The sequence below is a fragment of the Tamlana sp. s12 genome (genome assembly GCF_016767215.1).
Lineage (GTDB): Bacteria > Bacteroidota > Bacteroidia > Flavobacteriales > Flavobacteriaceae > Pseudotamlana > Pseudotamlana agarivorans.
The window spans coordinates 2,174,832-2,190,212 of sequence record NZ_CP068547.1; the positions used below are offsets into that span (position 1 = coordinate 2,174,832).

The following is a 15,381-nucleotide window of genomic DNA, read 5'->3' on the forward strand; positions in this document are numbered from 1 at the left end:
ACTGCGTAGTATTAAAGTATCAATACTCAAGTACATTGGATTGAGGTTAAGTAAGTGGTTTTATCAGAGAGAAATTAAATTGGATTATATAACATCGTTACAGGTTATTTAAACATTAAACAAAAGTTCTTTGTTAGAGAACTTTTGTTTACATTTCATTTATAAGATTTGTTGGTACGCATTCCGAATATGATAAAATAGATGCCGACACCATTTAATAAATTAAGATCATGAAAATAAAACCTATAAAAACGGAGCAAGATTACGAGAAAGCTCTAGAAAGACTTGAAGTTATATTTGATGCTGCTCCTGATACAAAAGAGGGAGATGAAGCTGAAGTATTATCAATGCTTATTGATAATTATGAAAATCAATATTATCCTATTGAAGCTCCAGACCCTATTGAAGCCATAAAAATTAGAATGGAAGAAATGAATTTAAAACAAAAAGACTTAGTTGGCATCATTGGAGGAAAAAGTAGAGTTTCAGAAATTTTGAATAAAAAGAAAAAACTGACTGTTGATATGATTAGGGAATTGGAGCGCGTTTTACATATTTCAGCTTCAGTTTTGGTAAATAATTATCAACTTTCAAAATAAAAAGCAATATGTATCAACTTAATTTATCATTTATAATTAGTTTAATTTAGATTGCAAAATTTCACCAAACATTGTATTTGATAATTTAGGCATTCAGTCATGTCAGAAATCATAATAAAACCTAGTTGCTCATCAATACGCAGAAGTGATTTTTAAGCAGTATTTAATCACTTAAAGTGGCTATTAAAATGAATAGGTTAAAGAAATAGCTGAATAATTCATATTGCGATCAAATCCTATTGCTCCGTTTTGTAATTGAATTTTAGCCTTTCTTTTATGCTTCCCTGCTGAAATAAATAGTGGTATACTGGCAACAGTAACAGCGCCACCCAAATAAGATAACCAAAGTCCCTTATTGTTATTTGTAGAATCATTATCGATAATCCCTCCGCTCATATTAATTCCATAACCTCCAACAATCATTGCTACTCCACTACCTAATACAATCCAAGCAACGGTATTATTGGTTTTCTTTTTCTTTATATGAAAATCATATAATTCTTGAGCAGATTGATTTTGCGTTTCTGTTAACACTTGTCCTAAAGCATGATTTGAAAAGCTTAAATATAATATCAGGATGATTAGTATTGGTTTTGCTGTTTTCATAGGATATATTTTTTTTAATAATTGTACTTTATATGATTGATTTGAAGCAAATTATCATTCTCCTAACGAAAACAAAAGTTACGAAAAAATACTAACTTATTAAAAATTAGTTATTTGAAAGGGTTGATTTAACATGAAATGGAACCGCTACAATTTATTTGTAACTAATTTGCGTTCATATTCTTATCCGCCTTTATTTTCTAACGCCTATGCTTTATCAATTCTTAAATTTTAGTATTCCCATGTGTACCAAGCCCAAAAATCAACATCATACATTAAATTTATCACAATCCGCAAGCTCCTCTAGTTTATAAAACCGTCATCAAATTGTTCCCTTAAACTATAAAAAACTGTTAAAGAATTAGTTGAAAACATACCGAATGGTATTTATTTTTAAGTTTGCACCATGCAGCAAGAATTAAAATCGGAGTTAACGAAACAGCACATTGTGCATGAGGCGTTTAAGCTATTTTACGAAAATGGTTATAAAGCTACCAGTATTAATGATGTCATGAAAGCTACGAAAATGACAAAAGGTGCGTTTTATCATCATTACAAAAACAAACAACAACTAGTACTGGAGGTTATTCAACTAAAAATACAAAAACGTGTGCATGATGGGATGATTACCCCGCTTTTGGAACCTGGTCATGCCATCGACATTTTAAAGGACACTTTTTTAAACAGAATTAGGTCTTTCCCTTTATACGATAAGCAAAATGGATGTCCAATGAATAACTTCATTAACGAAATCGACCATGGTGAAGTTGGTTACCAATTAGCCTTAAAAAGTATCATAGACAAATGGAAATATGCCTTGGTTACCTTGATAGAGAAAGGCAAATCAGAGGGGACTATTAAAAATGATACGCCTAGTGAATCGGTAGCCGTTTATTTAATTAGTGCTTTTGAAGGTATTAGAGGAATCCGAAAAATATATGAGGATGATGTCATACTGGATCAATATATTTCTGGTTTAGAATTATATATTAATCAATTAAAATCATAATTTTTTTTAATAAAAAACATACCAATAGGAATGTTTTTAAAAACACATATTATATGGAAGGAACTAGAAGAAACTTTTTAAAAAAATCGGCAATACTAGGCGTTACAGGAGCAACATTACCAGGAATAGCATTTGGAGCAACAAAACCTGAAGAAATAATCAAAACGGATACCTCAATCAGACCTAAGGTTTTGTTTTTTGATGTCAACGAAACATTATTAGACTTAACGGCCATGAAAAAAAGCGTGGGAAACGTGCTAAATGGTAGAAGCGAATTATTGCCGCTTTGGTTTACTACGATGCTTCAATATTCCTTGGTTTCTACAGTGGGAAGACAATACAATGATTTTGGTATTATTGGTGCGGCAGCTTTACAAATGGTAGCAGCAAATCATGGCATTAAAGTCACCGAAAAAGAAGCACGTGAAGCTATTTTAGAACCAATTCGGTCGTTACCGGCTCATCCCGAAGTAAAAGACTCCTTAAAAGCATTAAAAGAGGCTGGATATAAATTGGTGTCGTTTACCAACTCATCAAACAAAGGTGTGCAAACACAGTTTGAAAACGCTGGATTAATCGAATATTTTGATGAAAGATTAAGTATTGAAGATATAGGAAAATTTAAACCACATACAGATGCCTACGATTGGGCGGCAAGAAAAATGGGGGTGAATCCTTCCGAGTGCTTATTAGTGGCGGCTCACGGTTGGGATATTGCTGGTGCCATTTGGGCAGGTTGGAGAGCTGCATTTATCAGCAGACCTGGCGCTCAATTATATCCACTCGCTCCAAAACCAGAAATAAATGAAAATGACTTAGCCCTAACAGTAAGAAAATTAATGGCATTAAAATAAAAGTTAATAAATCGAACCACATGAAACTACAAAATAAAGTTATTATAGTAACTGGTGCTTCAAGAGGTATTGGCAAAGAAGTTGCCGTTTTATTAGCTGAAAACGGAGCGAAAGTTGTTGTAAACTACGCGAATAGCAAAACCGAAGCCAACGCAACCGTAGAATCCATTACACAAAATGGCGGCACAGCTCTGGCTATAAAAGCAGATGTTAGCCAAAGACATGAAGTGACCCATCTGTTTGACAAAACGATTGAAGTTTTTGGGAAAATAGACGTATTGGTAAATAATGCTGGAATACTAGTTACTAAATTATTAAAGGACAATACGCAAGATGAATTCACTAAACTTTTCGACGTTAACGTGAGGGGTATTTTTAATACACTTCAGGAAGCCGATAGCAAGTTAGCAGATAAAGGGATTATAGTTAATTTTTCATCTAGTACAGCTAAATTAATGTTTCCAAACTACGCCTTGTATTCGGCAACGAAAGCAGCCGTGGAACAAATAACTAGAGTGTTTTCGAAGGAAATTGGTAGAGGGATTTCGGTTAATGCTATTGCGCCTGGTGCCACTGCTACCGAATTATTTTTGGATGGAAAATCTCAAGAAACTATAGATAAATTGAGTGCAATGAACGTCTTTGGAAGGTTAGCCGAACCGATTGATATTGCCAAAATAGTATTGTTTTTAGCTAGTGATGATTCTAAATGGATTTCAGGTCAGGTGATAGGTGCTAATGGTGCGTTGGTTTAGTTTAAAAGTTCTAGTGATTTCATCCACGAATTCTTTGGAAATAGGCGCTTATTATAAAAATAGCATAAAAACAATTTGTGGATTTGAGTGCTATAGAGTTAAAGGCGCTGCAAAAGGCTTAGTGGAAATGTATGTCACCGAAGAAATAAATTTAAATTACAATCCTGCATTTACGAATCGGTATTTGCTAGACTTATTTTATCCATTATATGTTAAGAAATATTCAGAAAATCATCCCAATGATGTTTATAAGGAATATGTTTTTGAATTAGAGTAAAATAATTTACATCATAATTTCATGTGGCATATTCCAAGGAGTTAGTTGTTTTAATGACATTAATAACCATAAAAAAATATCCAAGGACAGCGTTGCATTCGTTATAATAGTGTGTTTTTTTTATGTATTAGTAGTTTCATTCTGGTAATAGCATTAGACTTTAACTAGTGTTCGTTAACATACTTTTCAGGAATATAAGGAGTTACAATTGCTTGTGGGAAATTTGTGTTTGTCAGCCCAAACGATACTTCCATTTTAATTTATTTTGTATCTTCATTTCCAAATTTAACTTTATTAATTAATTCATTTAAAAATGAGAAAAAACAACTTTTTTAAAGCATTATTAGCTTTCTCTTTTGTTAGCTGTATGTATGCCCAAGAAAAGCCCAATATTTTGGTGATTTTTGGTGATGATATTGGGGTAACCAATATTTCAGCCTACACTATGGGGCTTGTTGGTTATCAAACACCTAACATCGATCGAATTGCCAACGAAGGTATGATCTTTACCGATTATTATTCAGAACAAAGCTGTACAGCAGGACGTTCGTCATTCATTACAGGACAAACCATTTACAGAACAGGGATGTCTAAAGTAGGTTTGCCAGGTTCCGATGTAGGACTTCGTAAAGAAGATGCTACGATTGCAGAGTTATTAAAACCTCACGGTTATGCAACAGGACAGTTTGGAAAAAATCACCTAGGAGATTTAGACAAATTTTTACCAACGAATCATGGTTTCGATGAGTTTTTCGGTAATTTATATCACTTAAACGCAGAAGAAGAGCCAGAAAATAGAAACTATCCTCAGGATCCAAAATTTAAAGAACAATATGGTCCTCGTGGTGTTATTCATAGTACAGCTGACGGTAAAATAGAAGATACGGGACCATTAACAAGGAAACGTATGGAGACTATCGATGATGAAACCTCTGATGCCGCTATTAAATTTATGAAAAAGCAGGTGGATGGCGATAAACCTTTCTTCGTATGGTTTAATACTACACGTATGCACTTATATACACATGTTAAAGAAGAGCATAGAGACGAACGTGGTTTTACAGCAAGAACAGAGTATGCTGATGGTATGATAGAACACGATAAACATATTGGAAAAATGCTTAAGTCATTAGACGATATGGGAATTGCAGATAATACCATTGTAATTTATACTAGTGATAATGGTCCGCATAAAAACTCTTGGCCAGATGCAGGTAATAGTCCTTTTAGAAGTGAAAAGGAAACTAACTGGGAAGGGGCATTCCGTTCACCAGCTATGATCCGTTGGCCAGGCCACATTAAACCAGGTTCAGTTTCTAATGAAATTGTTAGTGGTTTAGACTGGATGCCAACTTTATTAGCTGCTGCAGGAGATGATCAAATTATAGAAAAATTGAAAAAAGGAGGTCATAAAGCCGCTGGAAAATCATTTAAATTACATTTAGATGGGTACAATATTTTACCATATTTAACTGGAAAAGAAGAGCGTTCTCCAAGAAGAGAGTTTTTCTACTTTAATGATGACACGCAGTTAACAGGTATCCGTTACGAAAACTGGAAATTGGTATTCCTAGAGCAACGTCAAGAAGGTACGCTTAAAATTTGGGCAGAACCATTTACACCGTTACGTTTACCAAAAATGTTCAACTTAAGAGCCGATCCATACGAAGAAGCAGATATTACTTCTAATACGTACTGGGATTTTGTATTGCGTCATGCATTTTTAATTGTTCCAGCTCAAAAACAAGCTGCTAAATTCTTGGAAACCTTTAAAGAGTTCCCTCCAAGACAAAAACCAGCTAGTTTTAACTTAGAAGAGGTTATGCGTAAATTATCTGATGCTACAGGAGGATAAACCTTTAATTTACTTATAACACTATTATCAGGAGGCTATCCTAAAAGTCGAATTAACGTCAATCTGAATGTATTTCAGATGCTCATAATTATTGTATTTCAATTTTATGGGATTTTGTGTCAAACACAACATGACGATTATTTTAACTTTTATGATAGCCTCTTTTATATTTAGAGGTTTTCACATCTTTACTAAAAAGTGTTTAACGTCGAATTATAAAGTATCCTATTTTTAGGGAAGGCTACAATAGTAAAAAAGCCAATAATTTTTAAGAATTATTGGTATTAGTGTAAATTCAACTGATAGAATTAAGATATTTTACTTTATTTTGCCAAATATTTTCATTGAGCTCTTGAGCTTTCTTTCGCTTTAAAAATGAAGCGTTTGAAAAATAAGGTTGATTGAAAATGTAATTAATAAGTATCTAGCACAAGACAATAAATCCATTAAAAATGAGTAACACAATAATTGATACTAATTTCAATTTTCCAGGACAGAAAAGCCTTTATAAAGGGAAAGTAAGAGCCGTTTATAACATTAATGATGAAGAATTGGTTATGATTGCAACCGATAGACTTTCTGCTTTTGATGTGGTGATGCCTAAAGGAATTCCTTATAAAGGACAGATCCTAAACCAAATAGCCACTAAAATGATGGCGGCTACCGAAGATTTGGTGCCTAACTGGTTAACGGCAACCCCAGACCCTAATGTGGCTGTGGGACACTTATGCGACCCTTTTAAAGTTGAAATGGTTATTCGTGGTTACATGTCGGGACATGCTGCACGTGAATACAAAGCAGGAAAACGTATGCTTTGCGGTGTGCCTATGCCTGAAGGTATGAAAGAAAACGATGCTTTTCCAGAACCTATTATTACCCCTGCAACGAAAGCAGAAATGGGTGATCATGATGAGGATATCTCTCGTGAAGACATCTTAAAGCGTGGTATTGTTTCAGAAGAGGATTATGTGATTCTTGAAGATTATACCCGTAAATTATTTCAACGTGGTTCTGAAATCGCTGCGTCCAGAGGTTTGATTTTAGTGGATACTAAATATGAATTTGGAAAAACTAAAGACGGAAAGATCGTTTTAATCGATGAGATTCATACACCTGATTCTTCACGTTACTTTTACGCTGAAGGCTACCAAGAGCGTCAAGATAAGGGCGAAGCTCAAAAGCAATTAAGTAAAGAATTTGTACGTCAGTGGTTAATTTCTAACGGATTTCAAGGTTTAGAAGGGCAAACCGTGCCGGTTATGAGCGATGAATACATCCAAACTGTTAGCGATCGATACATCGAGCTTTATGAAAACATCACAGGAGAAACCTTTGTGAAAGCCGATGTAAGCGATATCCAGGAGCGTATTGAAGCCAATGTTCTGGATTATTTAAAGAAAAAATAAAGCGATTAAGCACTGCTCATAGTTGAATAATCCATCTATGTTTTTAAAATAATAAATTTAAAAAACCTGTCGAAGTGCCTTTGTTTAAAAGACGTCGACAGGTTTTTTTATGTAAAGCTGTTTGAATGATGTCACGTACTAATGTAGCGAATAAACACTTCAACAGTTACACATTTAAACAACTTGAAAATCAAATATGGTAATGCACAATTCTATGATTAAGAGGTTGTTCATTTCTATAATTATTTAAAGGCATGTTGTTTTTAAGCTTTAAAACTTCATCTATCGATAAAATAACAGGTTCTTTAAAAACAATCCAGTTCACACTTTCCGAACAAGGTGGTGTGGTTAACGAACCTCCGTACGAGTAGTAATGTCTTTTTTCAAGCTCTAGACTGGATAAATCAACTTCTTGATGAATCTCTTTTTTTGCACCCGCTTCTAATGGTAGAAAACTTTCAAAAAATTCGAACAATTCACTCTCCTTGCCTTCTTTACCTAATAAAGCTAAAACAGTCATTTTGCCTTCATCATTGGTGTGTATAAAATGAATTTCAATCGGGTATGTAACGCCATCAATTTTATGTTCAGAGGGTTCATGGAAATGAATTTGTTTTAAGCAATAACGCTCGTTTTTGTAGTTGATATAATCGCCCGTTTCAAAATCAAACTGAATGGTATGGCCGTTATTTTCAACATCATTTATTAGTGTGGTTGGAGCATATTCAAACTGCAATTCATTTTTAACATGAGTCGAATCAGAATTTATATGAATGATGTTTATTGGAGACTGCTGCATACCGTTGCAATCGGATTGCTTTTCGATCTCCGACCAATTTTCTGGAGCGGTCTCACCAGAGTAACTCCAATGTTTTTTACTGTTATGGTTTTTTACCGAATGCGATTCATGTTGATTAGCATATTGGTGATAAGGAAAGGTTGCCAATCCTATAAATAATAGTATGACTGTGAATAATTTAGAATTCATAATACGTTGATTAACTTGGTTACAAGCTCAAAATTAAGGTCACGACATGAAAATAAAACTGACTTTTGTTAGTTCAGTAAAAAAAAATGTCATTTTTAATGACAACTTCTATAATTTGAGGTATTCTATGAAGAATTATTCGTTTGGTTTGATTTTATCCATCACTTTCCTATTTAATTTATAGAGAAATGCATTGGTTTTAGCATAGTGAAAAGCAATAAAACAAACGACCACCATAAATAAGAGTGCTCCAAAAACAGCTTCAGTTGGGGATAAAGATTTATTTAAAAATCGTTTAATACCATATCCTGTAAAGCTTCCGTAAAGTAGAATAAAATGTATGACGTAAATGGATAACGTTTTTTCTCCAATTTTAGAAATGTATGATCGTTTTAAAAAACGTTCTAAGCTGTAAAAAATACTGAAAATGATGAGCACATCACCCAGTCGTCTAAACAAATAATTATAGTTCGCACTGCGCTCGAAAAGCTCAATACCTGTAAGCTCGTTTAGAGCCAGTAGAAAAGGGGATGAGCCGTATATTAAAAATGCACCCGTCATAAAAAATGAAATAATGGTGAGCAATTGAAAGCGCTCCCGGTGTGCATGTCTAAAAAATATTGTTGATAAAAAAGCTCCAAATGCCGAATATCCGAACCACGGTAAAATGGTGAAAATCGAACCGTTACTTTTTGAAATATAGTTGGCGAAAAATCGCGGTATGTTTTCTAAGGTCAGATCTCTGTAAAGGGGTTCTGTTATAAAACAGAGGCAACCTACGGTAAACAAAACTACAGAAAATAAATAACTGTGTTTTTTTAATAATACATAGAAACCAACTAATAATATGAGCGATAAACCAATGCACTGAAGGACATCAATAACTAATACGTAGGGGTTAAAATAGCCAGAAAACCAACTTAGCAGATTTACTCGTAAACTGTAACCGATAAGGATGAGTAGGAGTCCGCGAAATAGACCTTTTTTTATGCGGGGTTTATCGTCCCCTTTAGCATAGGCTCGAAGCAATAAATAATTAAAAACCAATCCAGAAATGGTAAAAAACATAGGAGCCGTGACACCTCTAAAATAGTTCCATATACTGAAAACAGTATTGTTCGGGTCTTTGTAAACAGGGTCAAGTAACGTGTCTATAAAGTGCCCTTGAAGCATCATTAAAATAGCAAATGCTCTTACAGCATCAATAAAATAAAGACGGTTGGTCTGCAATGTTTTTTGATTTGGTTGCGCACAAAGATACTTTAAAAATTACATTGTATCGGACGAAAAGCACTGTTGAAAGTCGGTTGAAAAAGTAAGTGTGTTAAAATTGTATTATTTATTAGGTTTTAACAATGTAATTATTATTTTAGCAACTCTTGAGGTTTAATTTATTATAGCCATAAATTAAAAGGTGCTAAATAAAGAATTTATTAATTCGTAAGTGCAGCTTTATCGCTATTAAATTAAAAGTTTAAGAACCAACTAAACTATTCTAAACCATTTTGTAAAACAGGATGTAATTAAAATTATCATTTAATTACATCCTATTTTATTTTAAGACATTCCTGTTGTGATTTAAGGAGGTAAATAGGTCGCTTATTTGCTGATGTTCATCTACAGATACACGTAATCCGTAGAAAAAGCTTAGAGAAACCACAATAAATTTATAATTTAGAAAACGCTTAAAAGTTCTTAATTTTAAGCTACTAAACTAAAACACAAACTAATTTATGAGTAATTATCACATAAAACACCTAGAAGAATATTATCAAGTCTATCGAAAATCCATTAGAGAGCCAGAAAATTTTTGGGAAGAGGTTGCTGAAGAACATTTTATGTGGCGTAAAAAATGGGATAATGTATTAAGTTGGGATTTTAGCAAACCTGAAATTAAATGGTTTGAAGGGGCGCAACTTAATATTACCGAAAACTGTATTGACCGACACTTATCAACTCGCGGGGATAAAACAGCGATTTTGTTTGAACCTAATGACCCCAATGAACCTGCCGAACATATTTCATACAATCAGCTTTATAAAAGAGTCAATCAGTTTGCGAATGTTTTAAAATCTAAAGGGGTTAAAAAAGGCGATCGGGTGTGTATTTATTTACCTATGATTCCTGAATTAGCCATTTCTGTTCTGGCTTGTGCTAGAATAGGCGCCATTCATTCTGTGGTTTTTGCAGGATTTTCATCTACGGCTTTATCTACAAGAATTAATGATAGCGATTGTAAAATGGTGATTACAAGTGATGGATCCTACCGTGGCGCTAAGACCATCGATTTAAAAGGTATTGTTGATGATGCCCTAGAAGATTGCCCTGGTGTGAATTCCGTTTTAGTCGCCAAACGGATTCATTCGGAAATACCTATGAAAGAAGGTCGTGATGAGTGGTTGCAACCGCTTTTAGACAACGCTTCAGAGGATTGCGCAGCGGAAATAATGAATTCTGAAGATCCTTTGTTCATATTATACACGTCCGGATCAACCGGAAAGCCCAAAGGGATGGTACATACCACAGGCGGGTATATGGTATATACGGCTTATACTTTTAAAAATGTATTTCAATATAGAGAAAACGACATCTATTGGTGTACGGCAGATATTGGCTGGATTACAGGACACAGTTATATTGTGTACGGTCCTTTAGCTAATGGGGCAACTACAGTGATGTTTGAAGGCGTACCAAGTTACCCAGATTTTGGTCGTTTTTGGGAAATTGTAGATAAACACCAAGTAACACAGTTTTATACCGCACCAACAGCCATTCGTGCTTTGGCTAAGGAAGGTGTGGACTTGGTTGAAAAATACGACCTATCTTCTTTAAAAGTATTGGGGTCGGTAGGAGAGCCTATCAATGAAGAGGCTTGGCACTGGTATAACGATAACGTTGGTAAAAAACACAGTCCGATTGTAGATACCTGGTGGCAAACTGAAACAGGAGGGATTATGATTTCTCCAATTCCGTTTGTAACACCAACAAAACCAACTTACGCGACACTACCATTTATAGGCATACAGCCCGCTTTAATGGATGAATCGGGTAAGGAATTAAAAGGTAATCAAGTTGAAGGGCGTTTGTGTATAAAATTCCCATGGCCAAGTATGGCACGAACCATTTGGAATAATCACGAACGTTATAAGGAGACCTATTTTTCTGCTTATGAAAACAAGTATTTTACAGGTGATGGCGCTTTACGAGACGAAGTAGGCTACTATAGAATTACTGGTCGTGTTGATGATGTTATTATCGTTTCAGGTCATAATTTAGGAACAGCACCTATTGAAGATGCTATAAATGAGCATCCAGCAGTTTCAGAATCTGCAGTAGTTGGTTTTCCTCATGATATCAAAGGAAATGCGCTGTACGGTTACATTATTTTAAAGGATACCGGCGAGAGTAGAGATCAAAACAATGTGCGTAATGAAATTAACCAAATGATTACCGAGCATATTGGTCCGATTGCCAAACTGGATAAAATTCAGTTTACCGTAGGATTACCTAAAACGCGATCAGGAAAAATTATGCGTCGTATTTTACGAAAAATAGCTTGTAAAGATATTAGTAACTTAGGTGATACCAGTACTTTATTAAATCCAGAAGTGGTTCAAGAAATTATAGATAACGCCTTGTAATAAAGGCGTTATTTAGGCATTAAATAGCCCCAGTTTAGATGCTTGCGTTTGTCTAAACGAGCCAATGTTTTTAAAAATACCAAGGCAGTAATAAGCGCATCGCCAGTGGCGGTGTGCCTATCTACTAAAGGGACATTGAGCTCTTTGGCTAATTCATCTAAGCTGTGCGGTTTTTGCTCGTCTCGATAAATGACATGGACCGATTTATTATAAAGGGCTCCTGTATCGATAAATTTATTTTTCAATTGACCTAAACCGTGTCTTTCAAGTATTTTATTAATCATATTGCGATCAAAATCAGCATGATGCGCAATAAGTATATCCGATTTGATATAGGCTAAAAAGGCTTTTATAGCTTCCAGTTCTGTGAGTTTATCAACCTTACTATTTTTTAAAATACCATGAATTTTTACAGATTCAGCCTTAAAAACATCTTGTTTGATATACAGTTCTAGAGATTGATTAACATCAATTTTTTTATTTATAAAAGATACGGCTCCAATGGATAATACGCGGTCTTCTGTATAATCAAATCCCGTAGTTTCGGTGTCAAAAGCAATGAATCTGGTGTTGCTAATATCCGCATTCACCTTGTCTTTAAATTCATCGAGATAGTCTAACCAAAAGTCAGGATAGTCTTTTTTTTTCTCCGAAAACCATTTGAAAAAAGCCATCTAAATAAAGTTTTTTAAATCGAATCGAATTTTAAGCACTTCCTGGATTTCGTGAACGGGTTTTAAGCAGCGTCTTAACTTAAGTTGTTCCTCTTTGGTTAAGCTTTCTATATCAATAAACTTTCCAGAGTCATTATGAAGAATGCCTTGTTTGGTTTTAAATTTAGAAAGGGCTTTGAAAGCGTAAGAACATGAATGGTATAATTCTTTGTTATTAGGGTCTGAAATCGCTAATTGCTCAAAACGTTCGGAGGTATTATTGATGCCTCGCGTGTTGTTTTTTAAAGTGAGCAAACGTGCCGCATCAACCAAAGGCATAATACAACGGTTTTTTATGTTGAAGAGGTCCTTTTGTTCCCTGCTTTTTTCTACCGCAAATTGTTTAAAAAAGCCTAGTGGGGACGGATTTTTAATGGCATCTCGTGCTAAAAATTTAAAAAATAAACTGCTTTCTTCTAATGTTTCATAAATAGAATCTGAAAGCGCTTCCGATAAGGTTTCTTCACCGTAAATGGGGCTAAAATCAAAAAATATAGATGAGAGCAAAATTGCTTTTTCATCAGGTTTTGAAATCCAATCGTCAAATTGTTGTTTCCATTGTTCGAGAGACATACACCATTTCGGATTACTGGCCATCATATCGGCTTCACAATATTCAAAACCAATTTTGTTTAACGATTTAGTTACCAGTTTTGCCAACTCCAGAAAATAAGTTTGGGTTTCCTCATACTTATCATCAGGAACATCTTCAAAAATTATGGCGTTATCTTGATCAGTAAATAGCATCTGTTCTTTTCTACCCTGACTCCCTAAACCAATCCAACAAAATTTCACAGGAGGGTTTGAAGGCATTTTTTTTAGGGCGATTTCAATAGCGCGTACCGTTACAGCATCGTTAATTTTCGAGATAACCTTAACAATATGGCCTACCGGAATATTTTGCTCTAAATAACTTTTCAGTAAACTATTGGCTTTTAAACGTGCCGATCGTAACTTTTTTGTTCTATTGGCGCGTTTAATTTCTTTTAAAATAACAGTCGGACTATTGCCTAAAGTCACAAGGACATCATGGTGTGTTAATACACCAACCAGTTTCGTGTTTACAGTACCGTCCTTAGTAACACATAAATGGCCAATATGATGCTTGATCATTTGAAGTTGTCCGTCGGCAACCGTTAACCCCTTTTTACAAGTTATTACAGGTGTTACCATGATATTGGTTACCGGCGTTTCAATAGGAAAAAGACCAGTTGCAATCTTATTTTTAATGTCGCTATTGGTAATAATACCCACAGGATTTTTCAGATTGTTTACTACCACAATACAACCAATTTTGTGATCCCGCATTTTTATAGCCGCCTCCTTTAGGGTAGAATCTATGGTACAGGTAATGGGGTTTTTGGTGTAGTTGGCGGTTTGAAAATTGATGATATCTTGAGCACTATTGGGTAGGTAATCTACAAATATTTTACCTGCTTCCTCTGCGGTGTAGGGGTCGTAAGCATTGGTTGCGAAGGCTGTAACAAGGAATTTATTAATGCTAGCGTTGTCTTTGGTAACTGCTGTAAAAACACTAATAGGAATGGCGTAAACTATCGATTCTTCATTGGCGGTAGCCGTGAGTTTATAGTTTTCTTTCGCAATTAGTGGGCGTATTCCAAAAACATCGCCAGCATCACTAATATTAATAATATCTTGGGTATTGTCGCCCATGGTGTGTAACAATTTTACACCACCATTTCTTACCACGTAAAAATCTGATTTTGCAGCATCGCCTCTTTCAAACAGCGTATCGCCCTTTTCCATGTAAATGATTGAAATCTCTTTGGATATTTCAAACAAATCATTGGTGCTTAGTAAATTAAAAGGCGGATACTTAATTAAGAAATCAAGAACACGTTCTGCAATAGAATTTTTCATGAGGCAAGCTTAACTTATTAAATAAGTTTAAAATCTAATAACAATTCACCTTCAACAGAAGCTTGTAAATGATCGCCTTTTACGTTTTGACCAGCACCTGTTGCCGGCGTTCCTGTGAAAATTAAATCACCAGGTTCTAAAGTCATAAATTTAGACACATAAGCAATAATTTCAACGAAGTTGTATATCATATCACTTGTATTACCAACTTGCTTTTCTTCACCATTTATTAATAGGTTAAAGTTGATATCATTCAAATCTGGGAAATTAGAAATCGATTTAAATCCAGCCACTGGAGAAGCACCGTCAAAACCTTTTGCTAATGCCCACGGACCTTTATTTTCACGACTTGCAGCAAGTACATCTTTAGCAGTATAATCAATACCAATACCTATTTCGCTAATGTAAGAGGCTGCATCAGCTTCAGAAATATCTTTACCTTGCTTCCCGATTTTAGCGACTAATTCTACTTCATAAATTAATTGCTCTGTTATGGATGGAAAAACAATGTCTGCGTTGTTTTCAACTAAAGTGCTTTCAGCTTTTAAAAAGATGGTTTGTGCCCCAGTTTTAAGCGCTGCAACTTCACTTTTATCATTTACGTAGTTTTTACCAATGCCTATAATTTTCATGATTTTTTTATAAATTTAATTGTTAATTTTCAGACACTAAAAGTAATGAATTAAGCTATTTTTCGTCCTACAAATTATATAAATTTTATACCGTTAGCGTATCGAGTTATCGCGCTTATTCAAAAAAAGAGATAAGGCAGCGTTAGAAAAGAATTTAGGTCTATT

The 15,381-nt window shown here is 34.5% G+C and carries 14 protein-coding genes; 8 read left to right on the forward strand and 6 right to left on the reverse strand.

Annotated features, from left to right (window positions below; translation table 11 throughout):
- Positions 1-230 precede the first annotated feature (230 nt).
- Positions 231-599, forward strand: coding sequence for a type II toxin-antitoxin system HigA family antitoxin (locus tag JJL45_RS09600; RefSeq protein ID WP_068604368.1), 369 nt, complete (start codon positions 231-233; stop codon positions 597-599).
- A 183-nt stretch (positions 600-782) separates the two neighbouring features.
- Here JJL45_RS09600 and JJL45_RS09605 read toward each other — a convergent pair whose 3' ends face one another.
- Entirely contained in the window at positions 783-1,205 is a 423-nt protein-coding gene (locus tag JJL45_RS09605) for a hypothetical protein (RefSeq protein WP_068604366.1), read from the reverse strand.
- A gap of 406 nt (positions 1,206-1,611) precedes the next feature.
- On the opposite strand from JJL45_RS09605, the gene JJL45_RS09610 reads away from it, so the two are divergent.
- The 6 genes from JJL45_RS09610 (at position 1,612) to JJL45_RS09635 (ending at position 7,361) form a co-directional block, all read left to right on the forward strand.
- Complete coding sequence (locus JJL45_RS09610; protein WP_068604365.1) at positions 1,612-2,214, forward strand: TetR/AcrR family transcriptional regulator; 603 nt, start codon at positions 1,612-1,614, stop codon at positions 2,212-2,214.
- A gap of 53 nt (positions 2,215-2,267) precedes the next feature.
- Positions 2,268-3,068: a haloacid dehalogenase type II gene (locus tag JJL45_RS09615; RefSeq protein WP_068604362.1), complete on the forward strand. Its 801-nt coding sequence runs from the start codon at positions 2,268-2,270 to the stop codon at positions 3,066-3,068.
- A 20-nt stretch (positions 3,069-3,088) separates the two neighbouring features.
- A complete protein-coding gene (locus JJL45_RS09620) occupies positions 3,089-3,823 on the forward strand; it encodes an SDR family oxidoreductase (RefSeq protein WP_068604360.1) in 735 nt (244 codons plus the stop codon).
- A 13-nt stretch (positions 3,824-3,836) separates the two neighbouring features.
- Positions 3,837-4,100, forward strand: coding sequence for a hypothetical protein (locus JJL45_RS09625; RefSeq protein WP_202664121.1), 264 nt, complete (start codon positions 3,837-3,839; stop codon positions 4,098-4,100).
- Between the two features lie 313 nt (positions 4,101-4,413).
- Positions 4,414-5,955: an arylsulfatase gene (locus tag JJL45_RS09630; protein ID WP_068604355.1), complete on the forward strand. Its 1,542-nt coding sequence runs from the start codon at positions 4,414-4,416 to the stop codon at positions 5,953-5,955.
- Between the two features lie 452 nt (positions 5,956-6,407).
- Positions 6,408-7,361 carry a phosphoribosylaminoimidazolesuccinocarboxamide synthase gene (locus JJL45_RS09635; RefSeq protein WP_068604353.1) on the forward strand — a complete coding sequence of 318 codons (954 nt, stop codon included), beginning with the start codon at positions 6,408-6,410 and terminating at the stop codon, positions 7,359-7,361.
- A gap of 190 nt (positions 7,362-7,551) precedes the next feature.
- Here the strand turns inward: JJL45_RS09635 and JJL45_RS09640 are convergent, their stop codons facing one another.
- Together JJL45_RS09640 and JJL45_RS09645 are read right to left on the reverse strand one after the other, a co-directional pair.
- Positions 7,552-8,349, reverse strand: a complete 798-nt coding sequence (locus tag JJL45_RS09640; protein WP_068604351.1) for a carbonic anhydrase — start codon at positions 8,347-8,349, stop codon at positions 7,552-7,554.
- A gap of 135 nt (positions 8,350-8,484) precedes the next feature.
- Positions 8,485-9,579, reverse strand: coding sequence for a heparan-alpha-glucosaminide N-acetyltransferase domain-containing protein (locus JJL45_RS09645; protein ID WP_082935977.1), 1,095 nt, complete (start codon positions 9,577-9,579; stop codon positions 8,485-8,487).
- A gap of 503 nt (positions 9,580-10,082) precedes the next feature.
- Between JJL45_RS09645 and acs the strand changes: the two genes are divergently transcribed.
- Positions 10,083-11,990 carry an acetate--CoA ligase gene (acs, locus tag JJL45_RS09650; RefSeq protein WP_068604349.1) on the forward strand — a complete coding sequence of 636 codons (1,908 nt, stop codon included), beginning with the start codon at positions 10,083-10,085 and terminating at the stop codon, positions 11,988-11,990.
- An 8-nt stretch (positions 11,991-11,998) separates the two neighbouring features.
- On the opposite strand, the gene JJL45_RS09655 is transcribed toward acs, so the two are convergent.
- The 3 genes from JJL45_RS09655 to JJL45_RS09665 are packed head-to-tail and all read right to left on the reverse strand — an operon-like array spanning position 11,999 to position 15,216.
- Entirely contained in the window at positions 11,999-12,664 is a 666-nt protein-coding gene (locus JJL45_RS09655; protein ID WP_068604346.1) for a 3'-5' exonuclease, read from the reverse strand.
- Positions 12,665-14,584 (reverse strand): DUF294 nucleotidyltransferase-like domain-containing protein, encoded by a 1,920-nt coding sequence (locus tag JJL45_RS09660; RefSeq protein ID WP_068604344.1) that lies wholly within the window; start codon positions 14,582-14,584, stop codon positions 12,665-12,667.
- A gap of 17 nt (positions 14,585-14,601) precedes the next feature.
- Positions 14,602-15,216, reverse strand: a complete 615-nt coding sequence (locus JJL45_RS09665) for a fumarylacetoacetate hydrolase family protein (protein ID WP_068604342.1) — start codon at positions 15,214-15,216, stop codon at positions 14,602-14,604.
- Positions 15,217-15,381: the final 165 nt, after the last annotated feature.

What these genes read in the sequence shown, in the direction of transcription:
- JJL45_RS09665 (WP_068604342.1), bottom strand. Translation starts at nt 15,216, where the DNA reads ATGAAAATTATAGGCATTGGTAAAAACTACGTAAATGATAAAAGTGAA.
- JJL45_RS09660 (WP_068604344.1), bottom strand. Translation starts at nt 14,584, where the DNA reads ATGAAAAATTCTATTGCAGAACGTGTTCTTGATTTCTTAATTAAGTAT.
- JJL45_RS09610 (WP_068604365.1), top strand. Translation starts at nt 1,612, where the DNA reads ATGCAGCAAGAATTAAAATCGGAGTTAACGAAACAGCACATTGTGCAT.
- JJL45_RS09605 (WP_068604366.1), bottom strand. Translation starts at nt 1,205, where the DNA reads ATGAAAACAGCAAAACCAATACTAATCATCCTGATATTATATTTAAGC.
- acs (WP_068604349.1), top strand. Translation starts at nt 10,083, where the DNA reads ATGAGTAATTATCACATAAAACACCTAGAAGAATATTATCAAGTCTAT.
- JJL45_RS09640 (WP_068604351.1), bottom strand. Translation starts at nt 8,349, where the DNA reads ATGAATTCTAAATTATTCACAGTCATACTATTATTTATAGGATTGGCA.
- JJL45_RS09635 (WP_068604353.1), top strand. Translation starts at nt 6,408, where the DNA reads ATGAGTAACACAATAATTGATACTAATTTCAATTTTCCAGGACAGAAA.
- JJL45_RS09620 (WP_068604360.1), top strand. Translation starts at nt 3,089, where the DNA reads ATGAAACTACAAAATAAAGTTATTATAGTAACTGGTGCTTCAAGAGGT.
- JJL45_RS09615 (WP_068604362.1), top strand. Translation starts at nt 2,268, where the DNA reads ATGGAAGGAACTAGAAGAAACTTTTTAAAAAAATCGGCAATACTAGGC.
- JJL45_RS09630 (WP_068604355.1), top strand. Translation starts at nt 4,414, where the DNA reads ATGAGAAAAAACAACTTTTTTAAAGCATTATTAGCTTTCTCTTTTGTT.
- JJL45_RS09600 (WP_068604368.1), top strand. Translation starts at nt 231, where the DNA reads ATGAAAATAAAACCTATAAAAACGGAGCAAGATTACGAGAAAGCTCTA.
- JJL45_RS09655 (WP_068604346.1), bottom strand. Translation starts at nt 12,664, where the DNA reads ATGGCTTTTTTCAAATGGTTTTCGGAGAAAAAAAAAGACTATCCTGAC.